Here is a 25,579-nt window from a genome sequence, read left to right as displayed (position 1 = left end):
ATGCCGTATCTCTCTTCCTGGGATAGAGGAAATGCGGCCAGTCTGTTCGATCGTATACGGGGGGAGGGGCTTGCAACTCCCCCCGCTTCGGATGTTGAGCAATTGATAGGCTCGGTGAAACGCCAGCTCGATCAGGTGCTCAACACCCGTCCCGGCAGTTGTGCCAGTTCCCCGGAACTGGGTGTCATCGACTTGAACGATGCGACCCAGGGTCAGGCGGACATCAAGGGGCGGGTCCGGGAAGCGATCCGGCAGTGCATCCGACGCTATGAGCCTAGGATCACCCATGTGGAGGTCAGGACACCCGACTATCAGGACAATCCGTTGGAGATGTCTTTTCAGGTGACCGCCCACATACGACTGGAAAATCTGGAGCAGATTGCCTCGTTCAATGTCCACATGGACAACCACCGTCACTACCGCATGGTCTGATCAATGCCGCTGGAACACTACTTCAGGGATGAACTCGCTTTTTTGCGCCTGCAAGGTCGCGAATTTGCCGATGCCCATCCCGAACTGACCCGATTTCTGTCGGAACAAAATACCGATCCCGACGTCGAGCGCCTGCTGGAAGGCTTTGCCTTCCTGACGGGCAATCTGAGGGCCAAGATCGAAGATGAGTTCCCCGAGCTGACCCATGGCCTGCTCGGCATGCTCTGGCCAAACTACCTGCGTCCCGTGCCCAGCATGACCATGATGCAGTTTTCCGTGATCCCGGGCTCCATTGCCCAACCCGCCCTGGTCAGCCAGGGTTGCCTGCTCGATAGCCGCCCCCAGGATGGGGTGAGCTGCCATTTCAAGACCTGCCGGGATGCCTGGATCTACCCCGCCGACATCGCGCGGATAGATGCCCAGAGCGGCACGGATCTCTCCACCATCAGCCTGGACATTTCACTCCATGGCCCGCTGCCCCTGAGCGACCTGCAACTGGACAAGTTGCGGCTCTATCTGGGGGGGGATGGTTACACCGCTTATGAGCTCTATTTCTGGCTCTCGCACCAGCTCTCCCATATCGAGCTGGAAGTCGAGGGCAAGCGCTTTCGTCAGGATGCCAAAGCCCTGCGCAGCGTCGGTTTTGAGCGTGATGATGCGCTGCTGCCTTACCCGAACAACGTCTATTCCGGCTACCGGATCTTGCAGGAGTTCTTCTGCTTCCCGCAAAGCTTCCTGTTTTTCGAGCTCTCCGGTGGCGACTGGCCGCGCCAGCCCTTGCCGGTCAGCGCGTTCAAGATCCATTTCTGCTTCACCAGACCACTGCCAGCGGATCTGAAGATCCGGCCCGACTCCTTCATGCTCAACTGCGTGCCGGCCATCAACCTGTTCCAGCATGACAGCGAGCCCATCAACCTCAATGGCCGCCAGACCGAATATCCCCTCAAGGCCAGCTATCGCCACAGCGACAGCTTCGAGATCTTCTCGGTGGACAAGGTGGAAGGCTGGGCCGAGGGCAATCTGGGCCGTGCCCGGGGCGCGCCGCGACTCTATCAGCCTTTTGAGAGCTTCCAGCATCAGATTGAGCGGGCCAAGGGCCGCCTGGCGCTCTACTACCGGGTGCGGGTCAAGGAGTCGGTGGCCGGGGAGGGCTTTGAGCATCAACTCTCCTTCGTGCGTGGCGACGAGACCAGCATGGTGCAGCTCGATGAGTCCATCTCTGTGACCCTGACCTGTACCAACAGAGGCAAGGCGGCGCGGCTCAAGGCCGGGGATATCTGCGTGCCGACCGGCAGCTCCCCCTCCTTTGCTACCTTCAGGAATCTGATGCGGCCAACCCGGCCCCTGCATCCGGCTCTGGATGGCAGTCTGCACTGGACTCTCATCTCCAACCTGTCCCTCAACTACGTCTCTTTGCTGCGCCGGGATGCCCTGGTGCAGGTGTTGCGTACCTACGATTTTCCCGCGCTGCAAGACAAGCAGGCGGAGCAGGCATCGCGCAAGCGACTGGCCGGCATCGAGGAGATAACCACCAGTCCGGTCGATCGGCTGGTCAAGGGCATGCCGGTGCGAGGACTCAAGTCGGTGCTCTCCATTCGTCAATCTGCCTTTGGCAGTGAGGGCGAGCTCTATCTGTTCAGCACTGTGCTGGCACATTTCCTCTCGCTCTACGCCAGCGTGAACGCCTTCCACCTGCTCGAGGTGGTCAATTTGGACAACAAGGAGTGCTACAAGTGGCCGGTACAGATAGGTCAGCACTCCCTGATGTGAGGCCCGCCCAGGAGGCGGCTCGCTACAATTTCTTCCAGCTGGTGGAGCTCTTGCGCCAGCAGGATGGCCTGGATCAGGAGAGCGGACTCGATTACCTGCCCGAGCGGGAGCGGATCCGCTTCAAGTCGTCTGCTTCGCTGGGTTTTCCGACCAGCGATGTGCTGACGGTGGATCGCGATGACGAGGGGCGTCACCACCTGGAAGTCGCCTTCCTCGGCCTGCACGGCAGCCAGTCCCCCATGCCCGGTTACTACCTGGACTCCCTGGCCTGGGAGTATGCCCAAGGGGAGCAAAAGCTCGGCCTGTTCCTGGACTTCTTCCACCACCGGCTGTTGACCCTGCTCCATCGCATCTGGCGCAAGTATCGCTACCACGTGCGCTTTCAAAACGATGGTGAGGATGGCTTCTCCCGGCTGATGTTTGCCCTGGTGGGGCTGGGTAACGACGAGCTGTGCCACAGCCTGCCGGTCAACCGCGCCAAGATGCTCTCCTACGCCGGCATGCTGGCCAGCCCCAGTCGCTCCCCCGAGGTGGTGGCGGGTCTGGTGGCCCACTGTTTCGACCTGCTCGATGTCGAGGTGGTTGCCTGGCAGCCGCGCCGGGTTGCCATTCACGGCGAACAGCAGAACCGGCTCGGCCGTGCCAATGCCTCCCTGGGCAGCGATCTGGTCATAGGTGCGGGCGTCAAGGATTGTGCAGGTAAATTTTTGTTGAAAATAAATAACTTAACTCATGAAGAGTTTCTCACCTTTCTTCCGAACGGCGAGCATTTCCAACCCCTGGTGACCTTCGTCTCCTTCATCTTGCGCGATCAGCTTGCCTGGGATCTGCGGTTGGGCTTCGCCCCGGCCCAGGCCCACGGCATGCAGCTCGGCGAGGAGCAGAGCGGTCGGCTGGGATGGAGCAGTTTTCTCGGCCAGCCGCCGGAAGATCCCTACGTGACCATCTGTGTGCAGGAGTGAAAGTGGAGACCATAAATCAACAGCTGTCCCTGGTGGTGCTCAACAGCGAGCAGCTCGATGGCAATCACAGGGTGCAATACAGCTTTGACGAGCTGGGTGGCACCCTGGGCGCGTCCGAGCAGGATGACTGGCAACTGCGGGACCGGCTCGGTGTCGTCATGCCGGGTCATGCCCGAATCGAGCAGCACGATGGCCGCTTCTGCCTGTGCGATCTGAGCGGCCAGACCTATATCAATGGGGCCAGTTCGCCCATAGGGCGGGCTCGCAAGGTTCACCTGGAGCAAGGGGATGAGCTGGTGGTGGGGCCGTTTCGCCTCAAGGCTTATCTCGGTGCCGTCCGCGTCGAGCCGGACTTGCATCAGGTGCTGCATAACCGGCCATCTGAGCAGCTCGACGACTGGTTGAACGGGGACGCCACTCCGGCCTCCCAGGCCGATGCCGGTCCCCAGGATCTGGCACTCGACCCCCTGGCTGCCCTGCAACAGGAGCGCCAGCAGAGCCCGCTCATCGACAGCCGCCCCTCGCCGCGGCAGGGCATTGCCGCCCTGTTTGCCGAGGCGGATGCCAGCGCCCCCAAGCATTGGACCGACCGGGTCCCCCCCACTTTTACTTCCGCCGTTAGCGAGGACACCATGAGTCAGGAATATCTCGACATCCCCACCATCGAAGGGGCCGGGCATGATTATCAGGATCTGCACAACGAGGCGAGCCATGTGGCGCTCACTCCGCTGATGCGTGGCCTTGGCCAATCCTTGCGCGCCGCAGACAGCATGCAGGCTCACGACATGCTCGAGGAGATGGGCAGAACCTTGCGGGCGCTGGTCGAGGGGCTCCTGCTGTTGCAGGCGGATCAGACCGCCCTGACCGACAAGCATCTGCGGCCCATCGAAGATAACCCCCTGCGTCTGGGACTGGGTTATGACGACACCCTGGCGCTCCTGTTCGCCGAACAGCAGAGCCCGGTCCATCTGGCCGCCCCTGCGGCGGTTGCCGAGAGCCTGCGCAATATCCGGGTCCACCACGTGGCCAACCAGACCGCCATCAAAGCGGCGCTGGACAGCATACTGCACGCCTTCTCCCCCGAAGCACTGCGCTCGCGTTTCGAGCACTATCGCCGTACCCGCAAACCCGACGACCTGAGCGAGGAGGCCTGGAGCTGGATCATGTATCAGCACTACTACCAGGAGCTCACCTCATCTCGTCAGCAGGGCTTCGACAAGCTGTTCCATCAGGTATATGCCCAGGCCTATGACAAGGCCCTGCGCGAGCAACAAGGACTTATCTGATGCGCTCAGTGCTCTGCCTGCTGTTGCTGCTCGGGCTGTCCGCTTGCACCACCATGGGCAAGATGGCTGACGTGGCCATGGATCCGGATATCCAGGTCGGCAGTCATGACGATCAGCCTTCTACCTTGGGGCTCAGCCTGCTGGCCGAGCCCGATGTCAATCCGAACGAGGGGGGAGAGGCTGCGCCGATTGAGTTCCAGATAGTGCTGCTGGCCGAAGACTCCAAGCTGCTGGCCACCGATTATGACCAGGTGACGGCGGATCCGGAGAAGGCGCTGGGCAAGAACTACCTGGATCATCAGGACTACACCCTGCTGCCGAACCAGTTCAAATATCTGCCGCCCATCGAGCTTGACGAGAAGACCCGCTACATCGGCGTCATTGCCCGTTATGCCGACCCGAACAGCGCCGAATGGCGCAAGGTCATCAAGGTGCGCAGCAAGGGGCGGGCTTATCAGTTGCTGGTTCACCTGCGACTCGATGAAGTCGAAATACAGAAAGAAGAAGAATAACTATGTCCAGTCGAAATCGGGTTATCTGGCGTGAGGGTTTGTTCATCAAACCCCAGCATTTTCAACAACAACAGCGTCACGGGGACTACAGCCTCCAGGCCAGGCTGAGCGCGCTCAGCGACTACTTCTTCGGCCTGCAATCCTTGAGCATCAATGAGGATTATCTGGGCTTTGGTCGCATCGCCCTGGTCGGTGCCAGCGGCATCTTGCCCGATGGCACAGTGTTCAATATCCCAAATGATGATCTGTTGCCGCCCCCCCTCGAGATCCTCGATGCCTCCTTGGCCAACCAGAAGGTCTATCTGGCGCTGCCGTTGTCGGTGAGCGGGGTCAACGAGGTGAGTGACCCCGAGCAGGGGATCGCCACCCGGTTGCAGGCCCAGCGCCATGATGTGCGGGATCTGCACAGCGAAGGGGGGGACGTGGTCTCCCTGGAGATCGGCAAGGTGAGCCTGCGGCTCATGCTCGAACGGGAAGACCGCAGCGCCTACGCCTCGCTCGCCATCGCCCGCATCCTGGACAAGCGCCCGGATGGCAGCCTGGTGCTGGACAGCAACTTCATGCCGTGCAGCATCAGCGTCTCCGCCATCCCCAGCCTCAAGCGCTTCCTGGGCGAGATAGCGGGCCTGGTGGGGGAGCGGGCTCGCAGCCTCTCCCAGCGTATCGCCGCCCCCGGTCAGCAAGGGGTGGCCGATGTGGCCGAGTTCATGATGCTGCAACTGCTCAACCGCGCCCAGCCCCAGCTCGCCCATCTGGCCCGGCTTGGCACCCTGCACCCCGAACGGCTGTTCGAGGCACTGGTACAGCTGTGTGGCGAGTTGATGACCTTCACCGATGAGTCCCGTCTGCCGCCCCTGTTTGGTGCCTATCGTCACGACGATCAGCAGCAGAGCTTCGAGCCGGTGATCCTGGCCCTGCGCCAGGCGCTCAGCACTGTGCTGTCGCCGCGCGCCGTCTCCATTCAGCTGCACAAGCATCAATACGGGGTCATGGTGGCCATGGTGGGCGAGAGCGAACTCATGGCCAGCGCCGATTTCGTGCTGGCGGTGCGGGCCCGCATGCCCCAGGAGCAGCTGCGCAAGCAGTTGCTGCAACAGATCAAGGTGGCATCGAGCGAGAAGATCCGCGAACTCATCAGCTTGCAACTGCCGGGGATCCCGCTGCTGCCACTGCCGGTGGCGCCGCGCCAGCTGCCTTATCACGCCGGTTACAGCTACTTCCAGCTCGACCGGCAGAGCCCGGCCTGGCAGATGCTGATCAAGGGCAACACCATCGGCTTCCACATCGCAGGGGATTTCCCGGAGCTCGACATGCAGCTCTGGGCCATCCGCAGCCAATGATCCCCCGAAGGGAGGAGTATCACAGATGACCATGGACATCATTCACAGCGACCAGATGCAGGACCTGCTGTTCGACCATGCCGAGCAGCTGGACATGGACTCGGATTACTGGTTCCGCCTGCGGGGCCAGAGCATCAACCCCATGATAGATGCGGTGACCCCGCTGCTGGGCTTGGTGCAGCGGGTGCGCCAACTGACCCGCCATGATCGGGTGCCAGAGCTCTATCAACGGGTGGTCACCGAAGTGCAGGCCATCGAGCAGGAGCTGACGGCCCATGGCTATGAGAACGGGGTGGTCTTGTCGTTTCGCTACATCCTCTGCACCTTCATCGATGAGGCCGTCATGGGCCGCGACTGGGGCAGTCAGAGCGAGTGGTCGGAACACTCACTGCTGACCCGCTTCCATAACGAGACCTGGGGCGGCGAGAAGGTGTTCGTGCTGCTCGCTCGTCTGCAAGAGGATCCGGTGCGCTATCGCGACATCCTGGAGTTCATCTACCTGTGCCTCTGCCTCGGTTTCGAGGGCCGCTACAAGGTGATGACCCAGGGCAAGGGCGAGTTCGAGCGGGTGGTGAGCCAGCTCCATCGCCAGCTCAAGGGCGAGGCACAGACCGAGGCGCCCCGGGTCTTTCACCTGGATCTGGGCCAGCAGGCATCCCGTTATCAGTTACCCCGCCAATGGTCCCTGCGCAGTCTCTGCATCGGCAGCGCCCTGGTATTGGCCCTCATCTTCGGTCTCTACCATCACCAACTCGATAACCAGACCCAGGACGTGCTGCGTCAACTGGGCGAATTATTAAAATAATTACTAAGGAGAGCACGCCTTGATCCGTATAGAACTGCCAGTACTGGTGGAAAGACTCAACCCCATCTGTCGCCACATGTTGGAAGAGGCTGCCGCCTTGTGTGTCAGCCAGCAAGGCAGCGAGATCCGTATCGAGCATCTGCTGCTCAAGATGCTGGAGACGCCCCTGTGCGATGTGCGCCAAATTCTCAAGCGGGCCGAGGTACCGGTCGATGAGCTGACGGGGCTGCTGCAACCCCGGGCGGGGGATGCCAGTACCGATCCGGGCTACCCCTCCTTCTCACCGTTGCTGGTCGAGTGGCTGCAAGACAGCTGGCTGCTGGCCTCCGCCGAGTTTGGCCATGCCCGCTTGCGCAGCGGCGTCTTGTTGCTGGTGCTCCTGATGACCCCCCAGCGTTATCTCAGCGCCGGTATCAGCCGTCTGCTGGCCCAGGTCAACCGCGAACTGCTGCGCCAGCAGTTCGATGAGTGGGTGAAAGAGTCTGCCGAAACTCAGGTCAGCGTCAACGCCAGCGGCGCCGCGACCCAGGGCGCCCTGCCTGCCGATGCCAGTCTGCTGGCCCGCTTCACCCAGAATGTGACCGAACAGGCCCGCCAGAACAGCCTGGATCCGGTATTGTGCCGGGATCATGAGATCGATCTGATGATCGACATCCTCTCCCGCCGCCGCAAGAACAACCCCATCGTCGTGGGGGAGGCCGGGGTCGGCAAGAGCGCCCTCATCGAAGGACTGGCGCTGCGTATCATCGCGGGTCAGGTGCCGGAAAAATTGCGGGGGGTCGAGCTGCTCAGTCTGGATCTCGGCGCCATGCAGGCCGGGGCCTCGGTCAAGGGGGAGTTCGAGAAGCGCTTCAAGGGGGTGATGCAGGAGGTCAAGGAGTCGACGCGTCCCATCATCTTGTTCATCGACGAGGCGCACACCCTGATAGGGGCTGGCAACCAGGCCGGTGGTCTGGATGTCTCCAACTTGATCAAACCGGCCCTGGCCCGGGGTGAGCTGCGCACCATAGCCGCCACCACCTGGAGCGAATACAAGAAGTACGTGGAGAAAGACGCGGCCCTGTCGCGCCGTTTCCAGCTGGTGAAGGTGGGTGAGCCCTCGGCCTCGGAGGCGACCGTGATCCTGCGCGGCCTGCGCAGCATCTACGAGCAAGCCCATGGGGTGCTGATCGACGAGGAGGCGCTGCAGGCTGCGGCCCAGCTCTCCGCCCGCTATATCTCGGGTCGCCAGTTGCCGGACAAGGCCATCGACGTGCTCGATACCGCCTGTGCCCGGGTGGCCATCAACCTGACCACGCCGCCGCGCGCCGTCAGTCACCTGCAAAACGCGCTGCGCCAGCGGGAGCTGGAAATTCGCCAACTCGAGCGCCAGGCCATGATTGGCCTGGGCGACAACGAGGATCGCCTGGCCGAGCTGCACGAGGCACAGCAAGCCTGCACCCTGGCTCTGGGCGAGCAGGAGGCGCACTGGCAGCAGCAGCAGAGCCTGGTGCACGAGATAGTGGCGCTGCGCGCCGCGCTGCTCGATGGCCAGCATGAACAGGCTCAGGCGGAGCAGCCCCAGGCTGGGGTGGATCTGGCCGACGCCGCCATGGACCCCCTGCTCGCCATCGCTCGTCTCAATCAGCTCGATGCCGAACTCACCGCCCTGCAACAGGGGGCAGTGCTGGTCTCGGCCCACGTGGACAAGGGCCAGATAGCGGCGGTGATCGCCGAGTGGACCGGGGTCCCCCTCAACCGTATCTCCCAGGGGGAACTGGATGTGGTGACCCGTCTGCCGGAGTTTTTGGGCAACACCATCAAGGGGCAGGGGGTTGCGGTTGCGCACCTGCACAAGCATCTGCTCACCGCCCGCGCCGACTTGCGCAGGCCGGGTCGCCCCCTGGGCGCCTTCCTGCTGGTGGGGCCAAGCGGCGTCGGCAAGACCGAAACCGTGCTGCAGATTGCCGAGCTGATGTTTGGCGGTCGTCAGTATCTCACCACCATCAACATGTCCGAGTACCAGGAGAAACACACGGTTTCTCGCCTCATCGGCTCGCCCCCCGGCTATGTCGGCTTTGGCGAGGGGGGCGTGCTGACCGAAGCCATTCGTCAGAAACCCTACTCAGTGGTGCTGCTCGACGAGGTGGAGAAAGCCCATCCGGACGTGCTCAACCTCTTCTATCAGGGCTTTGACAAGGGCGAACTGGCCGACGGCGAGGGACGAGTCATCGACTGCAAGAACGTGGTGTTCTTCCTCACCTCCAACCTGGGCTTCCAGACCATAGTGGACCATGCCGAGCAGCCCAATGCCCTGCTCGACGCCCTCTATCCGGAGCTGGCCGCCTTCTTCAAGCCCGCCCTGCTGGCGCGCATGGAGGTGATCCCCTATCTGCCGCTCGGTCACGACACCCTGGTCGAGATAGTGCAGGGCAAGCTGGCGCGACTGGTTAGCCTGCTCAAGGAGCGGTTCGGTGCCGAGGTGGTACTCGAGCCCGAGGTGGCCGAGGAGATTCTGCGCCGGGCCAATCGCAGCGAGAACGGGGCCCGCATGCTCGAATCCGTCATCGACGGGGCCCTGCTGCCGCCGGTCTCTTTGCAACTGCTGCAACGCCTTGGGGCGGGTCAGGCCATCAATCGCGTCAGCTTCCGGGTCGAGTCGGGTGAGTTCATCGCCGAGGTCGAGGGCTAAGCCATGTTACAAGCCCTCGAGTTTGCCCTGGCCCTGACCCGCGCCCGTGATGAGCAGAGTCTGTGTGACTGGTGGCTGGCCGAATTGGCGACCCGCTACCAGGCCAGCGGCATGCTGCTGGCCATGCTGGATGTCAGTGGTCGCGAGCTGCACTGCCAGGGACGGGTGCAAGGGCAGCCGGTCACCATGGTGCTGGGAGCGGATGATTTCGCCCATCCCCTCGCTTATGTACTGCACAAGGCGCAGTCGCGCACCTGGGATTCCCTCTATGGCGGTGCGCGCATCGAGCATAAAGGGTTTCGCCAACTGTTGACCACCCTTGGCCAAGGCACAGGGCTGCACGCCATGCCGCTGGTTGACAGCCAAGGCAAGCCGTTCGCCGTGCTGGCCCTGCTCGATGAGGGAACCCGGCTGCAAGCCTGGAGCGCGGAGCCTTGCCTCACGGCCCTGGCGCAACTGTTTTGCAATCAACTGACCCTCATTCGCGAGCTGGGCCGCAGCCGTCGGGACCAATCGGTGCTGCGTGACTCCCTGCGCTTGATCAAGGGAGAGGGTCAGCGCCAGCGCCAGCATGAACAGCTGCTCGATGAGCGGCTGGTCGGCCAGTCTGCCGCAATCCGCGGCCTGCGCCAGCAGATCCATCAGGGGGGCCAGCACAGGCTGACTGTGCTCATTCAGGGGGAGACGGGCAGCGGCAAGGAGGTGGTCGCTCGCCTGGTGCACCAGTGCTCGGATCGCGCCGACAAGCCCTTCGTGGCCATCAACTGTGGCGCCATCCCGGAAAACCTGATTGAGAGCGAACTGTTTGGCTACCTGAAAGGCGCCTTCTCCGGGGCCCAGCACAACAAGGCGGGCCTGGTGGCTCAGGCCCATGGCGGCACCCTGTTTCTGGACGAAGTGGGCGACATGCCCCCCGCCATGCAGGTCAAGCTGCTGCGGGTGCTGGAAACCCACAGTTACCGACCCCTGGGGGGGGAGAAGGAGTGTCACTCCGATTTTCGCCTCATCGCCGCCACCCATCAGCCCCTTGAGCGTCGAGTGGAGGAGGGGACGTTTCGCAGCGATCTCTACCACAGGCTCTGCCAGTGTCTGCTGCACATAGCGCCTCTGCGCGAGCGCAGTGAAGATATCGCCCCCCTCACTCAGCACTTCCTGGCCCAGTTTGGTGCCGCCGAGGGCAAGGTGCTGGGCAAATTGCAGGGCAGTTTCCTGCGCCAGCTACAGGGTTACGACTTCCCGGGCAATGTGCGCGAGCTGCGCAACCTGCTGGAAGTCGCCTGTGCCCACACCCTGGCCGGTGAGGAAATTGGCCTGGAGGCGCTGCCTCCCGAGCTGCAAAACCGGGTGTGCGCCAGCTTGCCGGGCCTGCTCGATGACTACAACCACATCCGGGACTTGCGCATGGCCATGCAGAAATACGAGGCCTCGGTGATCGAAGCCAGGCTGCGCCACTACCAGGGCAATCGCCTGCTGGTGGCCCAGAGCCTCAATATTCCCAAGCGCACCCTGGATCACAAATGCCAGAAGCTGGAGGTGAACTGATGCCTCTTAACCCGCTGGAGGTGAACTGATGTCCCTTAGCCTGATCCCCTTGCTGCTCGCTGTCACGACTCAGGGCGATGCGCTCGCGCCTCAACTGCAACAGTGCCGTGCCGAAGCGTCTCCGCTAGTGCGCTTGGCCTGCTACGACGCCATCGGCAGCGGGGCCGTCGCCCTGGCCGAACCCGCCCGCCAGTCCGAACTCTGGCAAGCCATCTGGCGTCAGGAGCAGGGTAGAACGGCTCAAAGCGAGCCCTTCTTGCTCGGCCAGGATGCTGAAACGGACGCTGAGCAGGCCAGTCTGTTGCTGACTCGACCCGCCTTGCGTGGCGCCACCCTGGCCATCAGTTGCAGCAACAGCATCACCAGCTTGCGACTGCGTCTGGATGAACCCTGGGTGGGGAACCGCGTCGAGACTCGACTCGATGACGCGCTTCGCCAGGGCAACTGGTTCGTGCGCGAGCAGGGCATGCTGCTGGAGTATGGCCGCGGCCTGCCCGCCATCGATGAGCTCAAGGGCTGGGTCGGCCATCGCCAGCTCACCCTGACGGCGCCCAAGGGGGTGATGTTGCAGTTTGACCTGACGGGTCTGGGCAAGGCCTTGTCACCCTTGCGTCAGCAGTGTCGCTGGTAGGGGGGCGCATGAGTCACATTCACCCCTGGTGCCAACGCCTGTTGACCGCGATCCCTGAGGAACGCAGCCGCGAGCCTGTGCCCCCCGACAATGGCAAGTGGGACTATGTGGAGACCGAACTGGTCAAGCTGGGCTCCCTGGCCCACAGCCAGGTGGATCTCGATGCGGTCGCCGAATCCTGCCTGCAACTGTTTGAGTTGCATACCAAAGACATGCGGGTATTGGCTCAGCTGCTGCGCTGCCTGCAACAGCCGGCCAAGCTGGCGCCCTTCGCGACGGCCCTCGATCTACTGGAGGCCTGGCTGGGTGCCTACTGGTTGACGGCCTGGCCGCACAATCTTGCGCAGAAGCAGCGCTTGATGACTCAGATAGTGAAGCGCTTCGAGGCGGCGGCTGAGCGTAGCTGCGAGTCGGCCAGTGCCGCTGAGCTGGGTCAACTGCTTGGCCGCTGGGACAGGCTATCCTCCCGCTGGCTTGCCCTGTGCCCCGACAAGGAAGAGACCCTGGCCAGCCTGGGCAGCGCCCTGCGCCGGGCCCAGAGCCAGCAAGCGGCCCAGCAGCAGGCCGAGGGTGGCCAGCGTGCCCAGACGGCCCCATCGGGAGCGAGCAGCGCGACCGCTATGGGGCTGACGGCCACGCCATCTCCCGCTGCGCCTCTGGAGATAGACAGCAGCAATGACAGGGCCTGGCGCCAGACCCAGCTCAAGGTGGCCGAACTGCTGATCGAGCGCCAGAGCGAGGCGGCGGTGGGATATCGGCTACGCCGCCACGCCATCTGGTCCGGGATAGCGACGCCGCCGTTGGCGGGGGCCAATGGCAAGACCCAGCTAGCGCCGGTTTCCGCCGACATGGTGGATGAGTACCGCGCCGCCATGGGCCAGCCGACCCAGGCGCTCTGGCAGAAGGTGGAGCAGAGTCTGACGTTGGCGCCGTACTGGCTGGAGGGTCACCAACTCTCCTTCGAGCTGGCCAGGGCCCTGGGCTTCAACGAGGCCGCCCAGGGGATCCGGGAGGAGGCCCAGGCCTTTCTCGCGCGTCTGCCCGGGCTCAAGGCCCTGAGCTTTAGCGATGGGACCCCTTTTCTGCCAGCGGTTTGCGCGAACTGGTTGCAGCAGGCGCGAGCCGGTGAAGGGAGGGCAGAGCTGGGATCCCTGGCGCAGCTTGATCTGGACGAGGGCGGATTGGATCTGGCCCTGCAGCGGCTCGAGGAGCAGATGCAGGGGCTCAGCGAGCCCCGCTCGCGCTTCTATGCCGAACTGGTCCAGGCCGATCTGCTGGCGCAGGCCGGCATGGGGAGCCTGGCACGGCAACATTATCAGCATCTGTGGCAAACCACGGTCCGGCTGGGTCTGGCCCAGTGGGAGCCAAGCCTGGTCAATCGCCTGGAACAGCACGCGACCCCTGGGTCGAAATGAGTCATCGAGTCGGAGTTGAATCACAATCCTATGTTCAAGACCCTATTTAGTTTTTTACGGCAACAGCTGCCCAAGCTGAAACCCTCCTGGACCCTGTTGGGGGGACTGGTGTGGGTCGTCGTGCTGATCCTGGCCTGGTGGCTCGGCCCGCGTCTGACCTTGGGGGAGAGCCAGCCGCTGGCCTCCGTCTGGGCTCGGGTGGTATTCACGATGATCTGGCTCTGGCTGGCGCTGGGGATCCTCGCCTGGCGCCTCTATCAGGGGCTCAAGGCCGATCGCCTGGATCGCGAGAAAGAGGTGGTGCTGGAGCAGGATCCGGCCCAAGCCTTGGTGGACAGTCAGCAGCGTTTCCTCGACCGCTGGCTGGGCGCCTTGCGTCAGCACCTCGGCAAGCAGGCGCTCTATGCCATGCCCTGGTATCTGGTGCTGGGCCTGCCTGGCAGCGGCAAGAGCAGCCTGATCCACAGGGCCAACCCGGCCAACAAGCTCAACCCCAGGCTAGACAACGAGCTGCGCGATGACGCCCAGGGCCAGCAGATCGACTGCTGGCTCGGTGAGCAGGCGGTGATGCTGGATCCCGATGGCCAGCTGTTTGCCCAGCCGGGCGCGGATGAGATGAACTCGCCGGCGCAACGGCGCTGGCATCACCTGCTTGGCTGGTTGCGGGACAATCGGGGTCGCCAGCCCCTCAATGGCCTGGTGCTGACGGTGGATCTCGCCTGGCTGTCCCAGGCCAGCGTCTCCGAGCGCAAGGCCTATGCCCAGCTGATGCGGGCGCGCTTGCAGGAGCTGGTGGGCACCCTCAATACCCGTTTGCCGCTCTATGTGGCCTTCACCAAGCTGGATCTGCTGCACGGCTTCGATGCGGTGTACGAGGCGCTGGATAAAGAGGCCCGCGAGGCGGTGCTCGGGGTCACTTTCGAACCCGGCACCAGCCAGGGCAAGCAGTGGTTGCAGGATCTGGAACTGTTCTGGGATCAGTGGCTGGTCAATCTCAATGACAACCTGCCGGAGATGTTGCTGGCCGGGCGCGGCGACAAGCAGCGCAATGCGCTGTTCGCCTTCGTGCGCCAACTGGCGGGGCTCAAGGATTATGTGACCGCGCTGCTGGGCGAAACCCTGGCCCCCCTGGAAGAGGGCAAACCCATCATGGTGCGCGGCGTCTATGTCAGCTCCGTTTACCAGCAAGGGGTGCCGTTTGATGCGTTCGCTCAGGCATCGGCCCGCCGCTATCAGCTGCCCGACCCTATTTACTCCTCGTTGCGCGGGGAGTCGACCACCTATTTCGTGCGCAATCTGTTCGCCGCCATCATCTTCCCCGAGGCCCATCTGGCCGGGGAGAATCGCCTGCATACCCTCTATCGCCGCCGTCGCATGGCGGTGGGCATCGGCGCCATCGCCCTAGTGTGCGCCGGGTTGGTTGGTGGCTGGCACTACTACTACCGAGTCAACGAGGCGGCGGGGCAGGTCGTATTGGCCAAGGCTCAGGACTTCATGCAGACCCGGGATCTGAGCGGTCAGGATGCCCTGGGCTTCAACCAGCTGCCCCGCCTCAATCTTATTCGCGAGGCGACCCTGTCGTTTGGCAACTATCGGGAGCGCTCCCCGGTGCTGGCGGACTTGGGGCTCTATCAGGGGGACGAGATAGGCCCCTATGTGGAGGGCTCCTATCTGCAACTGCTGCGGCTGCGCTTCCTGCCGGCCCTGATGCAGGGACTGGAAGAGGATCTTGAGCAGGCCCCGGCCGGCAGCGAGGAAAAATTCGCGATATTGCGGGTGATGCGCATGATCGATGATGCCTCCGGCCGTGACAAGCCTCAGGTCGAGCAGTTTATGGGCAGCCGCTGGCAACAAGCCTTCCCGGGTCAGGGAGTGGCGCAGGATCAGTTGATGGGTCACCTGGATTACGCCCTGGACCATACCGACTGGTATGGCAGCCGTGTGCAGAAGGATCAGGCGGCCATCATGGCCTTCGCCCCTTTCCAGCAGAGCGTCTATGGCGCCCAGCGTGAGCTTGGCAAGCTGCCGCTCTATCAGCGGGTTTACCAGAATCTGGTGCTCAAGGCCGACGAAACCCTGGCGCCGGATCTCAATATCCGCGACGAGGTGGGGCCGACCTTCGACAGCGTCTTCGTGCTGCGGGACGAGAAGCGGGGCCTGGTGCCACGGCTGCTCACCTATCCGGGGTTCAGCACCTTCTTCCTCAAGCAGGATACCGCGCTCATCGACTTGACCGCGACCGATGCCTGGGTGTTGGGTCAGCGCAAGAACACCCGGTTGAGCGAGGCGGATCGGCGGGAGATCACCCGTCAGGTCAACGATCGCTATGTCACCAACTATGTGGGCCAGTGGCAGAACCTGCTGACCAACCTGGATGTGCAATCCCTGCAAAACCCGCAGCAGGCCCTGGATGTGCTGGCGGCCATCACGGGTAACGATCAGCCGTTCCAGCGGGTCATCTCGACCCTGGACGACAACACCCGCATCCGCCAGCTGTCGGACAAGGAAGGGGATCCCACCCAGGCCATCTCGGCCCGGATAGGTCGCCCCTTCCTGGCCACCAACGCCGTGCTGAGCGGGCGTGGTGAGCAGGGGCCGCTCATCTCCGAGGTGACCCAGAAGCTGACCGACTTGCAGCACTACCTCGAGCTCATCGTCAACGCCACGGACCCGGGCCAGGCGGCGCTGAAAGCGGTGCAGATGCGATTGACCAACAAGTATGCGGATCCGGTGTTTGCCCTGCAGCAATACGCCACTGGCCTGCCGATGCCCCTGGATCGCTGGGTGAGCCAGCTGGCCGAGGAGAGTTCCCGCCTGGTGGTGGATCTGGCCATGTCCTCCCTCAATCAGGAGTGGCAAGACCGGGTGGTGACCCCCTTCAACACCGAGCTGGCGGGGCGTTATCCCTTCAATCCGGTGTCGGCCAAGGATGCTCCGCTCTCCGAGATGGAGCGCTTCTTCGCCCCCGGCGGCACCCTGGACAGCTTCTATCAGAGCAACCTCAAGCCCATGGTGGAGAGCGGTCTGATGGATGGCGATTACGGCTCGCCAGTGCAGGCCGAGTTGCTCAAGCAGCTCGAGCGGGCGGCGCGGATCCGTCAGACCTTCTTCACCCCCAAAGGCAATCTGGAGGTGCAGTTCGTGCTCGAACCCATCGAGCTGACCGCCAACAAGCGGCGCAGCGTGCTGAATCTGGACGGCCAGTTGCTGGAATATGCCCATGGTCGGCGCAGCAAGGTGCCCTTGGTGTGGCCAAACACCATGCGGGACGGGGCCGAGAGCAAGATAACCCTGGTGCCTGCCGCCCGGGACAGATCGCCGCGCAGTGAAGGCTTCGTCGGGCCCTGGGCCATGTTCCGGCTGATGGACAAGGGGGAGCTGACTCAGGTCAAGGAGGCCGCCTTCGACGTGCGCTTCCCGGTGGATCAGGGCGCCATGACCTACAGGGTCTATACGGATGCGTCTCACAATCCCTTTGCCGGGGGCCTGTTCAGCCAGTTCAGCCTGCCTGAATCCCTCTATTGATAGCTAATGGCGAGACACCGGGGCGAGTCCCCGGTGTGCTCCCAGCGAGTGGAATATTGATATGCAAGACGCACAACAGGCACTCAAGATAGGCTCGGATCCCCGCATGCTGCCCGAATACGAGGCACTGCGCAGCGAAATCAACAAGTTGAGTCATGCCTCTCGTCCCGAGGTGGATTGGGTCCGGATCCATCAGCTGGCGAGCCAGATCTTCGAACGGCACGGGGTGGATCTGCAGACGGCCATCTATTTCGTGTTGGCACGCTCGCGCCTGCAGGGGCTCAAGGGGTTCGCCGAGGGGTGCGAGTTCATGGCCAACCTGATCGTCAGCCAGTGGCAGAGCGTCTGGCCGCCGGTGCATCAGGAGCGGGCCCGGGTCGAGATGCTGGACTGGTTCATCGCTCGTGTCAGCCCCATCATCCGTGAATACCAGATAAGCCATGACGACAAGCGGCTAGTCTATCGCTGCGAGCGGGCCTTGCAGCTCATCAGCGAGAAGCTGCACCACAGCGGGCTCAGCCGCATTCCCAGGGTCGAGAATCTGGTGCACTTCATCGAGGGTTATACCCATCTGTTCGATGAGGCAGAAGTCGTGATTGTCTCGGATGAAGCGGGACTGAGCGACGATCTGCAGATCCCGCCCATGGTGTTCTTCCACGGCGAGCAGGGCGCCCAGGTCGCCGCCGGGTCCGAGAACGCCTCTGGAAGCACCGCGAGCAGCCCGGTTCAGGGCAGCATACTGGTGGGACGAGAACCCGGCACCCTCAGACCGACAGTGCTGAAAATCGAAGCCAAGCACAAGCGGCGTCCGGCCTGGCAGTGGTTCGGTCTCGGGGTGCTCTGCTGTGCGCTGCCCGTGCTGGCAGGGTGGGGTTGGCAGCTGAGTCAGCAGCCGGCCAGCGTGCAACAGCAGGTGGAGCAGGCCAAGCGCAGTGCCATGATTGCCCGCTTGCAGCTGCCCGCCCAACCCATGCCCAAGGGGCTGGATCGGGACGATATTCGCCAGGCGCGCATCCTGCTTGGCGAGCAGTCCCTTCAGGATCTGGCGCCCACCTTGATCGGTGATTACCAGCGTCGGCTCGCCCAGCTGGAGCAAGTCTCGCCCCTCTACTGGTATGGCTTTGGTGACGAGCTCACGAACTCCATGCAGCGCCTCTACCCGGAGACGGCCCAGGTGCAGGCCATGACCCGCCAGTGGCAAGATGCCCTGCTGCGTCAGCGTGGCAATGCCGCACAGACTGGATCCGCTTATCTGGGGGTCAGGGAGGGGATCGATGGCCTGCTCAGCACCCTGCTCGAGCTGGAGCGTCAGCGCAAATCGGTCACCATCTCCTACCTCAAGTCCCGCCTCTACGAGATCCAGAAAGATCTGCTGGTGGAGGTGCCATTGGACGCGAGGTTGAGCGAGATGGAGACGCGGGGAGGGCAGGTGCCTCCGGCTCAGCTCAAGAGCATGGAGGATGAGCTCAAGTCGCTGACGGTACGCCTCTATCAGCTACAGCAGTTGGCCGAGCGCCAGAACGATGGCGTCCTGCCACCCGGTTGAATATCAGGCGGTGCCGGACGCTGTCTGGTGCCGCCATGCAAGGAGAATCATATGTGCCCTACCATTGCCCTGCTCGGAGATCTCGGTACCGATCATGATGGCTTCGTACCATCGCCCATCATCGCGGCCAGTCCCAATGTGCTGCTCGACGGCAAACCGGTCGCGCGTCAGGGGGATCCCCTGGCGCCCCATGACAAACCCAATAATCCCCCCCATCCGCGCAGCATCGCGGGCGGGGTCGGTTCTGTACTGGTCAACGGCAAGCCCATTGCCGTGACCGGCACAGAGATAGGCTGTGGTGGCGTCGTCATCGGCACCGGCAGCGGTTTGGCAGGATAAGGAGCCCCCCATGGCAGACAGCACAGGACTTCAGTTCACCATCAAGGTAGGGGCCTTGCCCGAATCCACCTTCGCCCTGGTCGAGTTCAACCTCGATGAGCAGCTGAGTCGCCCCTTCAGCCTGCGGCTCGATCTCGCCAGCCATCAGGCCGATCTCCCCTTCGCCGACCTGCTCGACCAGCCTTGCGAGCTGCTGGTCTGGTACAACGGCGAATTGCAGCGCCGGGTCAGCGGTGTGGTCAGCGACGCGGCCCAGGGAGACAGCGGCTTTCGCCGCACCCGCTACCAGCTGGAGGTCAAACCGGCCCTGTGGCGCCTGGGCCTTCGTCGCAACGCCCGCATCTTCCAGGCGCAAAAACCCGATGAAATCATCAGCATCTTGCTGCAGGAGGCGGGCATCACCGACTACGCCTTCGCCCTGAAAAACGACCATGGCCAGCGGGAATATTGCGTTCAGTACCGGGAATCCGACTTGGACTTCGTCAACCGCCTCGCCGCCGAGGAGGGCATCTTCTACTTCCACGAGTTTGAGCAGGGCAAGCACCGCATCGTCTTCGCCGACGATGCCGCCGCCCTTGTGACGGGCCCCGAGCTGTTCTTCAATCTCGGCAACCGCTCCCTGGAGCAGGGCCCCTATGTACGTCAGTTCCACTACCGCGAATCGGTGCGCACCAGCGATGTGGAGCTCAAGGACTACCACTTTCAGACCCCGGCCTATGGCCTCTCCCATCAGGCGGTGGGCAGCGCCCTCGACCATCAACGGGATGCCTATCAGCATTTTGACTACCCGGGCCGCTTCAAGGCCGACCCCAGCGGCAAGGCGTTCAGCCAGTACCGGCTCGATGCCCTGCGCAATGACGCCGTGACCGGCCGCGGCCAATCCAACTGCGCCGCCTTGCAGCCGGGCCAGCGGTTTACCTTGAGCGAGCACCCCAACGATGCCCTCAACGACGACTGGCAACTGGTCAACATCCAGCACACCGGCAAGCAGCCCCCGGCCCTGGAAGAGGAGGGCGGCAGCGAGCCCACCGTCTATTACAACCAGTTTGCCGTGGTGCGCGCCAAGCAGAGCTGGCGCCCCCAGATCCCCCACAAGCCCATGGTCGATGGCCCGCAAATCGCCTTCGTGGTGGGGCCAGAGGGGGAGGAGATTTACTGCGACCAGCATGGCCGGGTGAAATTGCAGTTCCCCTGGGACCGCTATGGCAGCTCCAACGACATGAGCTCCTGCTGGGTACGAGTCAGCCAGGGCTGGGCCGGTGGCCAGTACGGCATCATGGCCATCCCGCGCATCGGCCACGAAGTGATAGTTTCATTTCTGGAAGGGGATCCCGACCAGCCCATCGTCACCGGCCGCACCTTTCACGCCACCAATAGGCCCCCCTACGAGCTGCCTGCCCACAAGACCCGCACCGTGCTGCGCACCGAGACCCATCAGGGTGAGGGCTTCAACGAGCTGCGCTTCGAAGATCAGGCCGGGCAGGAGGAGATCTACATTCACGGTCAGAAAGACCTCAATGTGCTGATAGAGAACGATGCCGCCTGGCACATCAAACATGACCAGCACAGCGACATCGACAATGAGCGAGTCACCCGCATCAAGGCCAATGACCACCTGAGCGTCGATGGCGAGAAGCGCGACCACATCAAGGGCGATCTGTCGCTCAGCGTGGATGGCGCCATGCATCAGAAGCTGGGGCAATCCCTGCTGGTGGAGGCAGGCTCCGAGGTCCACCACAAGGCGGGCATGAAGATAGTGCTGGAGGCGGGCGCCGAGCTGACGCTCAAAGTGGGTGGCAGCTTCGTCAAAATCGATCCGAGCGGCGTGACCCTCAGCGGCGGCAGCATCAAGCTGAACTCCGGTGGCAGCCCAGGCAATGGCTCCGGCTGGGCGGGCAAGATGCCGACCCTGCCTGGTGAGGTGGAAGTGGTGGCGCCCCCTGCGCCCATGGACCCCGTTCGTCAGATTGCGACGCTCAAATCGGCCGAGCCCGTCTGCGAGATCTGTGAGCAATTGGCGGCCAAGGAGGGAGGTGCCTGATGCAATCCTGCCTTACCAAGACTCGGCCGGATATACAGTTATCTGACTCAGAACGGCTCTATTTGCTGCTCGATGGCGGCCAGATAGCCGCACTTGAGCAAAGCCTGTTCGAGGTGGAGGGTTCACCTGACTACCAGCCGCTCTACCTCTATCAACCCTGGGACAGCCTGAGGGAGGCGAGTCCCTGTCTGGTCAGTGCCAGTGCGGCCCTGTTAGAGTGGTTTATGGAAAAGCGTGAATCATCATGGGGTTACCTGTTATCTTCCCCCCTTTCATTGTTGCCGTTGGCCGAGAGTCTGCGCACGCTCATCGAGGCCGAGAGCCCCTACGGCAGCCGGGTACTGCTCAAGCTGGCCATGCCGGAGACGGCGTGGCGGCTGTTTGATGGCGACGATGGCTGGCTATGGCAGGGGGTGAGTCAGGTCTGGATCCCGATCAGAGCCGGGTGGCAACACAAACAGGTGCCATCGCCGCTGTTGCCCAGACAAGGGGATCGCCTGCGACTGACCGATGAACAGTGGACGCGCTTGGGGGAGGTGAGCTGGCAGCACACCCTGGACGCCATCTCGCGCCACATGGTCACATGGTTTCCCGCGCGTTTGGCCGAGCAGCCTGATGCTTCCCAGTGGGTCGCCCAGTGGGCCCAGTGGGGTTATGACAAGGGGTTTCAGAGCGAGCGGGATCAGCTGCTGATGTTCAACGTGCTGGGTTATCTGGGCCTGGGGGCAATGCAGGCCCCCGATGTTGCGTCAGCCCAGTCTGGCGAGGATGAGCATGCCGATATCCGGCAGTTGATCCTGTCCACTTCCAGTCAGACCCCCTCCCAGCGAATTGAACGGGCCGCCGAACTGGCCCAGACCCGCGTGCAGAACAAGAAGGAGATAGTGGCATGAGCACCCCCAATCAGGCTGCCCAGTGCGCAAGTCCGAGCGATGGCAAAAACCCAAACGGGGCTTGTCCGTTCAAGAACAAAGAGATAGCCATAGTACCGGTACGCTATGCCCTGGATGAGGTGTTTGAGACAGGTGCCAAGCAACCCCATCCGCTGCCAGCAAAGGAGTTCAAGGGCCCTCTGACGCTCAAGGGCAGTGCCTACACCCTGCGCCAACTGCGCGATGGTTGGCTCTATGTCTATGACGAGACGGCCAAGGTGCTCGATGAGTACGAGATCAAGGGGGCGCAATTTATCAGCGCCAGCAAGGGGAGCAAGGGACACCTGCTCTATCCGGCGACGCACAAATTATCGATGATGTTTGCCCATCAGCCTTGGACTGACCGACTCAAGGTGGCCTATGGCGAACAGCGCTCTTTGCGTAGTAAAGGGATGCGCAGTTTCTCTTTGTTGCCTCTGGCTAGCAAGTTGGGAGGCATGCACGCCGGGCTCTTGAGCCTGCTTGAGAGCCATGTGGCAGATATGGCGCAGGCCAATCAAGGCTTCCCCTTGAGTTGTGCGCCCCTCAACGCCCCGGCTGAAGCTAAGCCAGGTCTGCTCTGGTGTGACAAGGCCGCCCAGGCTGCGAGTGCTTATCAGGCGGGGATACCTGATCCCCAGAGCGCCCTGATGGTGGCGCTGGATGATCCCATCTCTGACATGCACGATCTGACGCTGCGCCTGAGTGATACCTGGGCCAGACAGGAGGCGCCGTTCAAAACCGATAGCGATCGCCATCGCTGGAGCATGGCGGGGATCACCGAGATGCTGGCCCTGCCCCCCTTGAGCGAAGCCGAGTTGCCCGCCGCCGCGCGGGGCAATCGTCTGGCGAGCTTTCGCTTCAAGCGGAAGGTGCAGGGCTATCTGGCGGCGCGCCACGCCTTCAATGAGAAGGTGATGAATGGCTCGGGTAACAACTACTCCCTTGCCGAGGAGCAGCGCCTGCAAGCCATGGGCGATGAGTTGGAGCAAGCGGGCTACACGCCGAGCCGGGCGCTGGCCCAATGGTCGGGGGCCCGGCTGACCGATGAGGTCAACTGGACTGGGCTGGAAGCCCTGATAGCCGCGCAGCAGCCGCTGCTGGATGAGTTGCGGGAGCAGTGGCAACTGAGTTTTGCCGATGCCTTGCTGGGGCTGGACGCTGTGGGGAAGGAGCCCCTGCCGCTGGGGATAGATCCCGAGAGCCCGGAGGGACAGCACTTCTTGCTGAGCGCCAACGGGGAGTGGTTGAACATCTTGGCGATGACTGCGCCGGGGGAGAAGCAGGCCGCAGAACTGCACAAGCAGCTGGGTAAGGGCGCCCTGCCAGCCTTGGTCTATTACGGTTTTTCCGCCCAAACGAAAGAAGAGCTCATCAAGGATACCCCCTGGCTCAACATCGGCAACGGCACGGCCCTGGCCAATGCCAGTGCCGGTTGGAGCGCCCTGGCGGCGGATGGCCGCTTGCTCGACAGTGCGTTGTTTGCCGGTCTTGGCAAGAGTGCCCAGGCGACCATGACGGCCCTCAACAAGGCGGTGACCGGGCCTGGCATGCAGGCCTGGGAGAGGCTGACCATGGCGCTGCACCCGGCACTGCTCAAAGGGCAGCAGGGCTCGGCCTGGGTCGCAGCGGCAGCACTGGAGGCGGTTCACACCGGCCAGTCAGCCCGCTTCAACCCGAACTTTGCCAGCGAGTTGCAGCTCTGGGCACTCAAGGTGGGAGATGCTGCAGGCTCCCAAAGCCGCTTGCTCGGTAACACAGGGCAAGCCGTGACGCCCTTGCAGGTCCAGCGCCTACAGGAGATGAGTGAGCAGATCAAGGCGGCGCGCACCCCACGGATATTGCTGCTGGGTGGCGGCAATCAGGAGGCGTTCGAAGCCAGAGTGGCCCGCTATCAGGGCGCATTGGCCAAAGGCGGTGCCCAGGGGGCCCGCGCGGCGAGTCAGGTATGGGGCGACTGGGGCAACTTTGGTGGTGTGGCGGCCCTGGTCAATATGGCCAATCTGGCCTGCGCCCTCAATGGCTTTGAGGAGAACCAGCGCAAGGCGCGTGGGGATGCCAAGGCCCAGTCGGATCAGGCCCGTGCCCTGGCCTATACCGCCGCCTGGACCGGTAGCGCCATCGCCGGGGTCTATCAGGGCAAGGCCTATGGGCAGTTGACCGAAGACCTCTTGAAATTGTCCATCAAGAACGTCACCGGCGATTCCCTGATCCTTGCCAGCCGCTTTGCCCTCTCCATGGGGGCCATGGCGGGGCTGGGATTGGTGGCGGCAACATTGGAAGGGTTAGAAACGCTCGAAAAGATGAAAGATGGCACCAATTCGGAAATAGAACAGTTTGCTTACGGTTTAAAGGCTTTAGGGCTGGCTGGCCAGTGGGCCGCTGCTTTTGGTTCCGGCGTTGGCTTGCTAACAGGCGCTAGTATCACAGCTATTTTCGCCCCCTGGATGGTGGTTGCCCTAGCCATCGGTGGTATCGCCTATCTGCTCGCCACCCTGTTGCTGGGTCGTTATGGCCGCATTCCCCTGGAGCGCTGGTTGCTGCAATCGACCTGGGGCAGCGAGCCCAATTTGACTTGGACGCCAGCAATCGAATTGCAGGAGTACGAGCGGCTCACCGCGGCTCCCCAGATAGAGATGACGAACACTGAGCTGGTGATCCGGCTGCCGAATCACATTGACAAGATCAGCCTGAAACTCGGCGCCAGACGCATGGTGAAGATGTCCTACCCCGATGGCAGCCCGAGGTTGATGCCGCGCGGCGACAAACCCGAGGCCATTGCATTGGCAAGCAGCAACGGGCAAGGGGGAGAATATCGCGTCCCTCATACCCTGAACCCGCACGATCAGCTCATCGCACTGATCACCTACCCGGCAGACGAGAGCCTGAGCGGCACAGCGCAGCGCTTCGTGGTGCGTGGCGATCTACGCGCGGGGGTCGTGCTCACCGCAGAGCGTGATGCCAGCCTGCCCATCGAAGGCATAATGATTGGAATAGCACCATGAGTGAACAGCAAACCGACAACCTGTCTCCCCTGCAAGGGGAGGCCTTGCGCAGCTATATCAGCGACAGCTATCGCAAATTGGAAAAGGAGCCCGTGCTCTATCAGTGGAACATTAACCATAAGCAACATCATGCAACCTTCATGGGGGTTGCCCAGTTTTTTGTTTTGGGAGCATTAGCAACTTACGCCGCAGGGCAGTCAGATCTTTTATTTTCCACCACGCATCTTATTTACATGTTGGTCGTTATGTTTATCGCAATTAGCGCTCGCTACCTATTTGCTCCAAACCAACTCTATCACTACCACATTACTGCCAAAGGGTTCTTCTATACCCAGCAGGATAATATTCCCGATATAGCCTTTACCATCGCCCGGGGATTGGGCTGGTTTGGCTGTGGTGTCTGTGTGTTGGCCGCGGGCATGTTGGGCCCTGCTGCCTTTATTGGCGCCGGTGCAAGTGCACTGTTGGCATGGAAAATCAAGGATATGCGACCGGTAAAAAAACACCGAGGATGTTTGTTTACACCAAATGGTTATTTGAAGATTTTCAAGAGAAAAGATGCCTTGATAGTCTGCAGTGAACCTTTTGATGCGGGAAACTTTATCTATTTATATTGCCAGCAAGGTGAGGCAGATAAAGTGCTGAATTATATATACCCATATTTACCTAATCATGAAGTGAGAGAGGTTAATAGTTGGCGTGAATTTTAGGCTGGCTATCTCAATGGTGTTGGCGGCCAGCGGTATTGCTTGTCTGGCCGCCACCCTGCTGGGCCGTTATGGTCGCATTCCGTTGGCGTGCTAAACCGTAAAAACGCTGGTCTTCCCACCTAATTTGGCACCGCCG

18 protein-coding genes are annotated in these 25,579 nt (G+C 62.3%); all 18 read left to right on the top strand.

All coding sequences use genetic code 11. The features are described from left to right. The 18 genes from tssE to KYK33_RS11240 all read left to right on the top strand — a co-directional run bounded on the left by tssE (position 1) and on the right by KYK33_RS11240 (position 25,443). Positions 1–432 (top strand): type VI secretion system baseplate subunit TssE, encoded by a 432-nt coding sequence (gene tssE / locus KYK33_RS11325; protein ID WP_042043868.1) that lies wholly within the window; start codon positions 1–3, stop codon positions 430–432. Positions 433–435: 3 nt separating this feature from the next. Beyond that, on the top strand, positions 436–2,202 hold the full coding sequence (tssF, locus tag KYK33_RS11320; protein WP_042043866.1) for a type VI secretion system baseplate subunit TssF: 1,767 nt from the start codon (positions 436–438) through the stop codon (positions 2,200–2,202). Next, positions 2,166–3,164, top strand: coding sequence for a type VI secretion system baseplate subunit TssG (gene tssG / locus KYK33_RS11315; RefSeq protein ID WP_042043865.1), 999 nt, complete (start codon positions 2,166–2,168; stop codon positions 3,162–3,164). Before tssF ends, tssG begins: the two co-directional genes overlap by 37 nt. Before the next feature lie 2 nt (positions 3,165–3,166). Then, positions 3,167–4,450, top strand: a complete 1,284-nt coding sequence (tagH, locus tag KYK33_RS11310) for a type VI secretion system-associated FHA domain protein TagH (protein WP_224430559.1) — start codon at positions 3,167–3,169, stop codon at positions 4,448–4,450. Then, positions 4,450–4,962 (top strand): type VI secretion system lipoprotein TssJ, encoded by a 513-nt coding sequence (gene tssJ / locus KYK33_RS11305; protein ID WP_042043862.1) that lies wholly within the window; start codon positions 4,450–4,452, stop codon positions 4,960–4,962. Before tagH ends, tssJ begins: the two co-directional genes overlap by 1 nt. Before the next feature lie 2 nt (positions 4,963–4,964). Next, complete coding sequence (tssK, locus tag KYK33_RS11300) at positions 4,965–6,302, top strand: type VI secretion system baseplate subunit TssK (protein WP_042043859.1); 1,338 nt, start codon at positions 4,965–4,967, stop codon at positions 6,300–6,302. A 25-nt stretch (positions 6,303–6,327) separates the two neighbouring features. Beyond that, positions 6,328–7,107 carry a type IVB secretion system protein IcmH/DotU gene (gene icmH, locus KYK33_RS11295; protein WP_042043857.1) on the top strand — a complete coding sequence of 260 codons (780 nt, stop codon included), beginning with the start codon at positions 6,328–6,330 and terminating at the stop codon, positions 7,105–7,107. A gap of 19 nt (positions 7,108–7,126) precedes the next feature. Then, a complete protein-coding gene (tssH, locus tag KYK33_RS11290; RefSeq protein ID WP_224430558.1) occupies positions 7,127–9,778 on the top strand; it encodes a type VI secretion system ATPase TssH in 2,652 nt (883 codons plus the stop codon). A gap of 3 nt (positions 9,779–9,781) precedes the next feature. Then, the gene (locus KYK33_RS11285; RefSeq protein ID WP_042043854.1) at positions 9,782–11,320 is read left to right on the top strand and encodes a sigma-54 interaction domain-containing protein; all 1,539 of its coding nucleotides are present in this window, start codon (positions 9,782–9,784) and stop codon (positions 11,318–11,320) included. A gap of 28 nt (positions 11,321–11,348) precedes the next feature. Further along, positions 11,349–11,951, top strand: coding sequence for a type VI secretion system-associated protein VasI (gene vasI / locus KYK33_RS11280; protein WP_042043852.1), 603 nt, complete (start codon positions 11,349–11,351; stop codon positions 11,949–11,951). An 8-nt stretch (positions 11,952–11,959) separates the two neighbouring features. Further along, positions 11,960–13,366: a type VI secretion system protein TssA gene (gene tssA, locus KYK33_RS11275; RefSeq protein ID WP_224430557.1), complete on the top strand. Its 1,407-nt coding sequence runs from the start codon at positions 11,960–11,962 to the stop codon at positions 13,364–13,366. A gap of 30 nt (positions 13,367–13,396) precedes the next feature. Then, on the top strand, positions 13,397–16,891 hold the full coding sequence (gene tssM / locus KYK33_RS11270; protein ID WP_318010425.1) for a type VI secretion system membrane subunit TssM: 3,495 nt from the start codon (positions 13,397–13,399) through the stop codon (positions 16,889–16,891). Positions 16,892–16,952: 61 nt separating this feature from the next. Beyond that, positions 16,953–18,437, top strand: coding sequence for a VasL domain-containing protein (locus KYK33_RS11265; RefSeq protein ID WP_224430555.1), 1,485 nt, complete (start codon positions 16,953–16,955; stop codon positions 18,435–18,437). 51 nt (positions 18,438–18,488) lie between these two features. Next, positions 18,489–18,776 (top strand): type VI secretion system PAAR protein, encoded by a 288-nt coding sequence (locus tag KYK33_RS11260; protein ID WP_224430554.1) that lies wholly within the window; start codon positions 18,489–18,491, stop codon positions 18,774–18,776. Positions 18,777–18,786: 10 nt separating this feature from the next. Beyond that, positions 18,787–20,817, top strand: coding sequence for a type VI secretion system Vgr family protein (locus KYK33_RS11255; RefSeq protein ID WP_224430553.1), 2,031 nt, complete (start codon positions 18,787–18,789; stop codon positions 20,815–20,817). Continuing rightward, positions 20,817–21,710 (top strand): DUF4123 domain-containing protein, encoded by an 894-nt coding sequence (locus KYK33_RS11250; protein ID WP_224430552.1) that lies wholly within the window; start codon positions 20,817–20,819, stop codon positions 21,708–21,710. The genes KYK33_RS11255 and KYK33_RS11250 overlap by 1 nt, the downstream gene beginning before the upstream one ends. Continuing rightward, positions 21,707–24,733 (top strand): toxin VasX, encoded by a 3,027-nt coding sequence (locus tag KYK33_RS11245; protein WP_224430551.1) that lies wholly within the window; start codon positions 21,707–21,709, stop codon positions 24,731–24,733. The genes KYK33_RS11250 and KYK33_RS11245 overlap by 4 nt, the downstream gene beginning before the upstream one ends. Further along, positions 24,730–25,443 carry a hypothetical protein gene (locus KYK33_RS11240; protein WP_224430550.1) on the top strand — a complete coding sequence of 238 codons (714 nt, stop codon included), beginning with the start codon at positions 24,730–24,732 and terminating at the stop codon, positions 25,441–25,443. Before KYK33_RS11245 ends, KYK33_RS11240 begins: the two co-directional genes overlap by 4 nt. The last annotated feature ends 136 nt before the right edge of the window (positions 25,444–25,579 follow it).

It is taken from the genome of Aeromonas rivuli (assembly GCF_020149575.1).
Taxonomy (GTDB): Bacteria; Pseudomonadota; Gammaproteobacteria; order Enterobacterales; family Aeromonadaceae; genus Aeromonas; species Aeromonas rivuli.
This window is presented reverse-complemented; position numbering and strand designations above follow the sequence as displayed.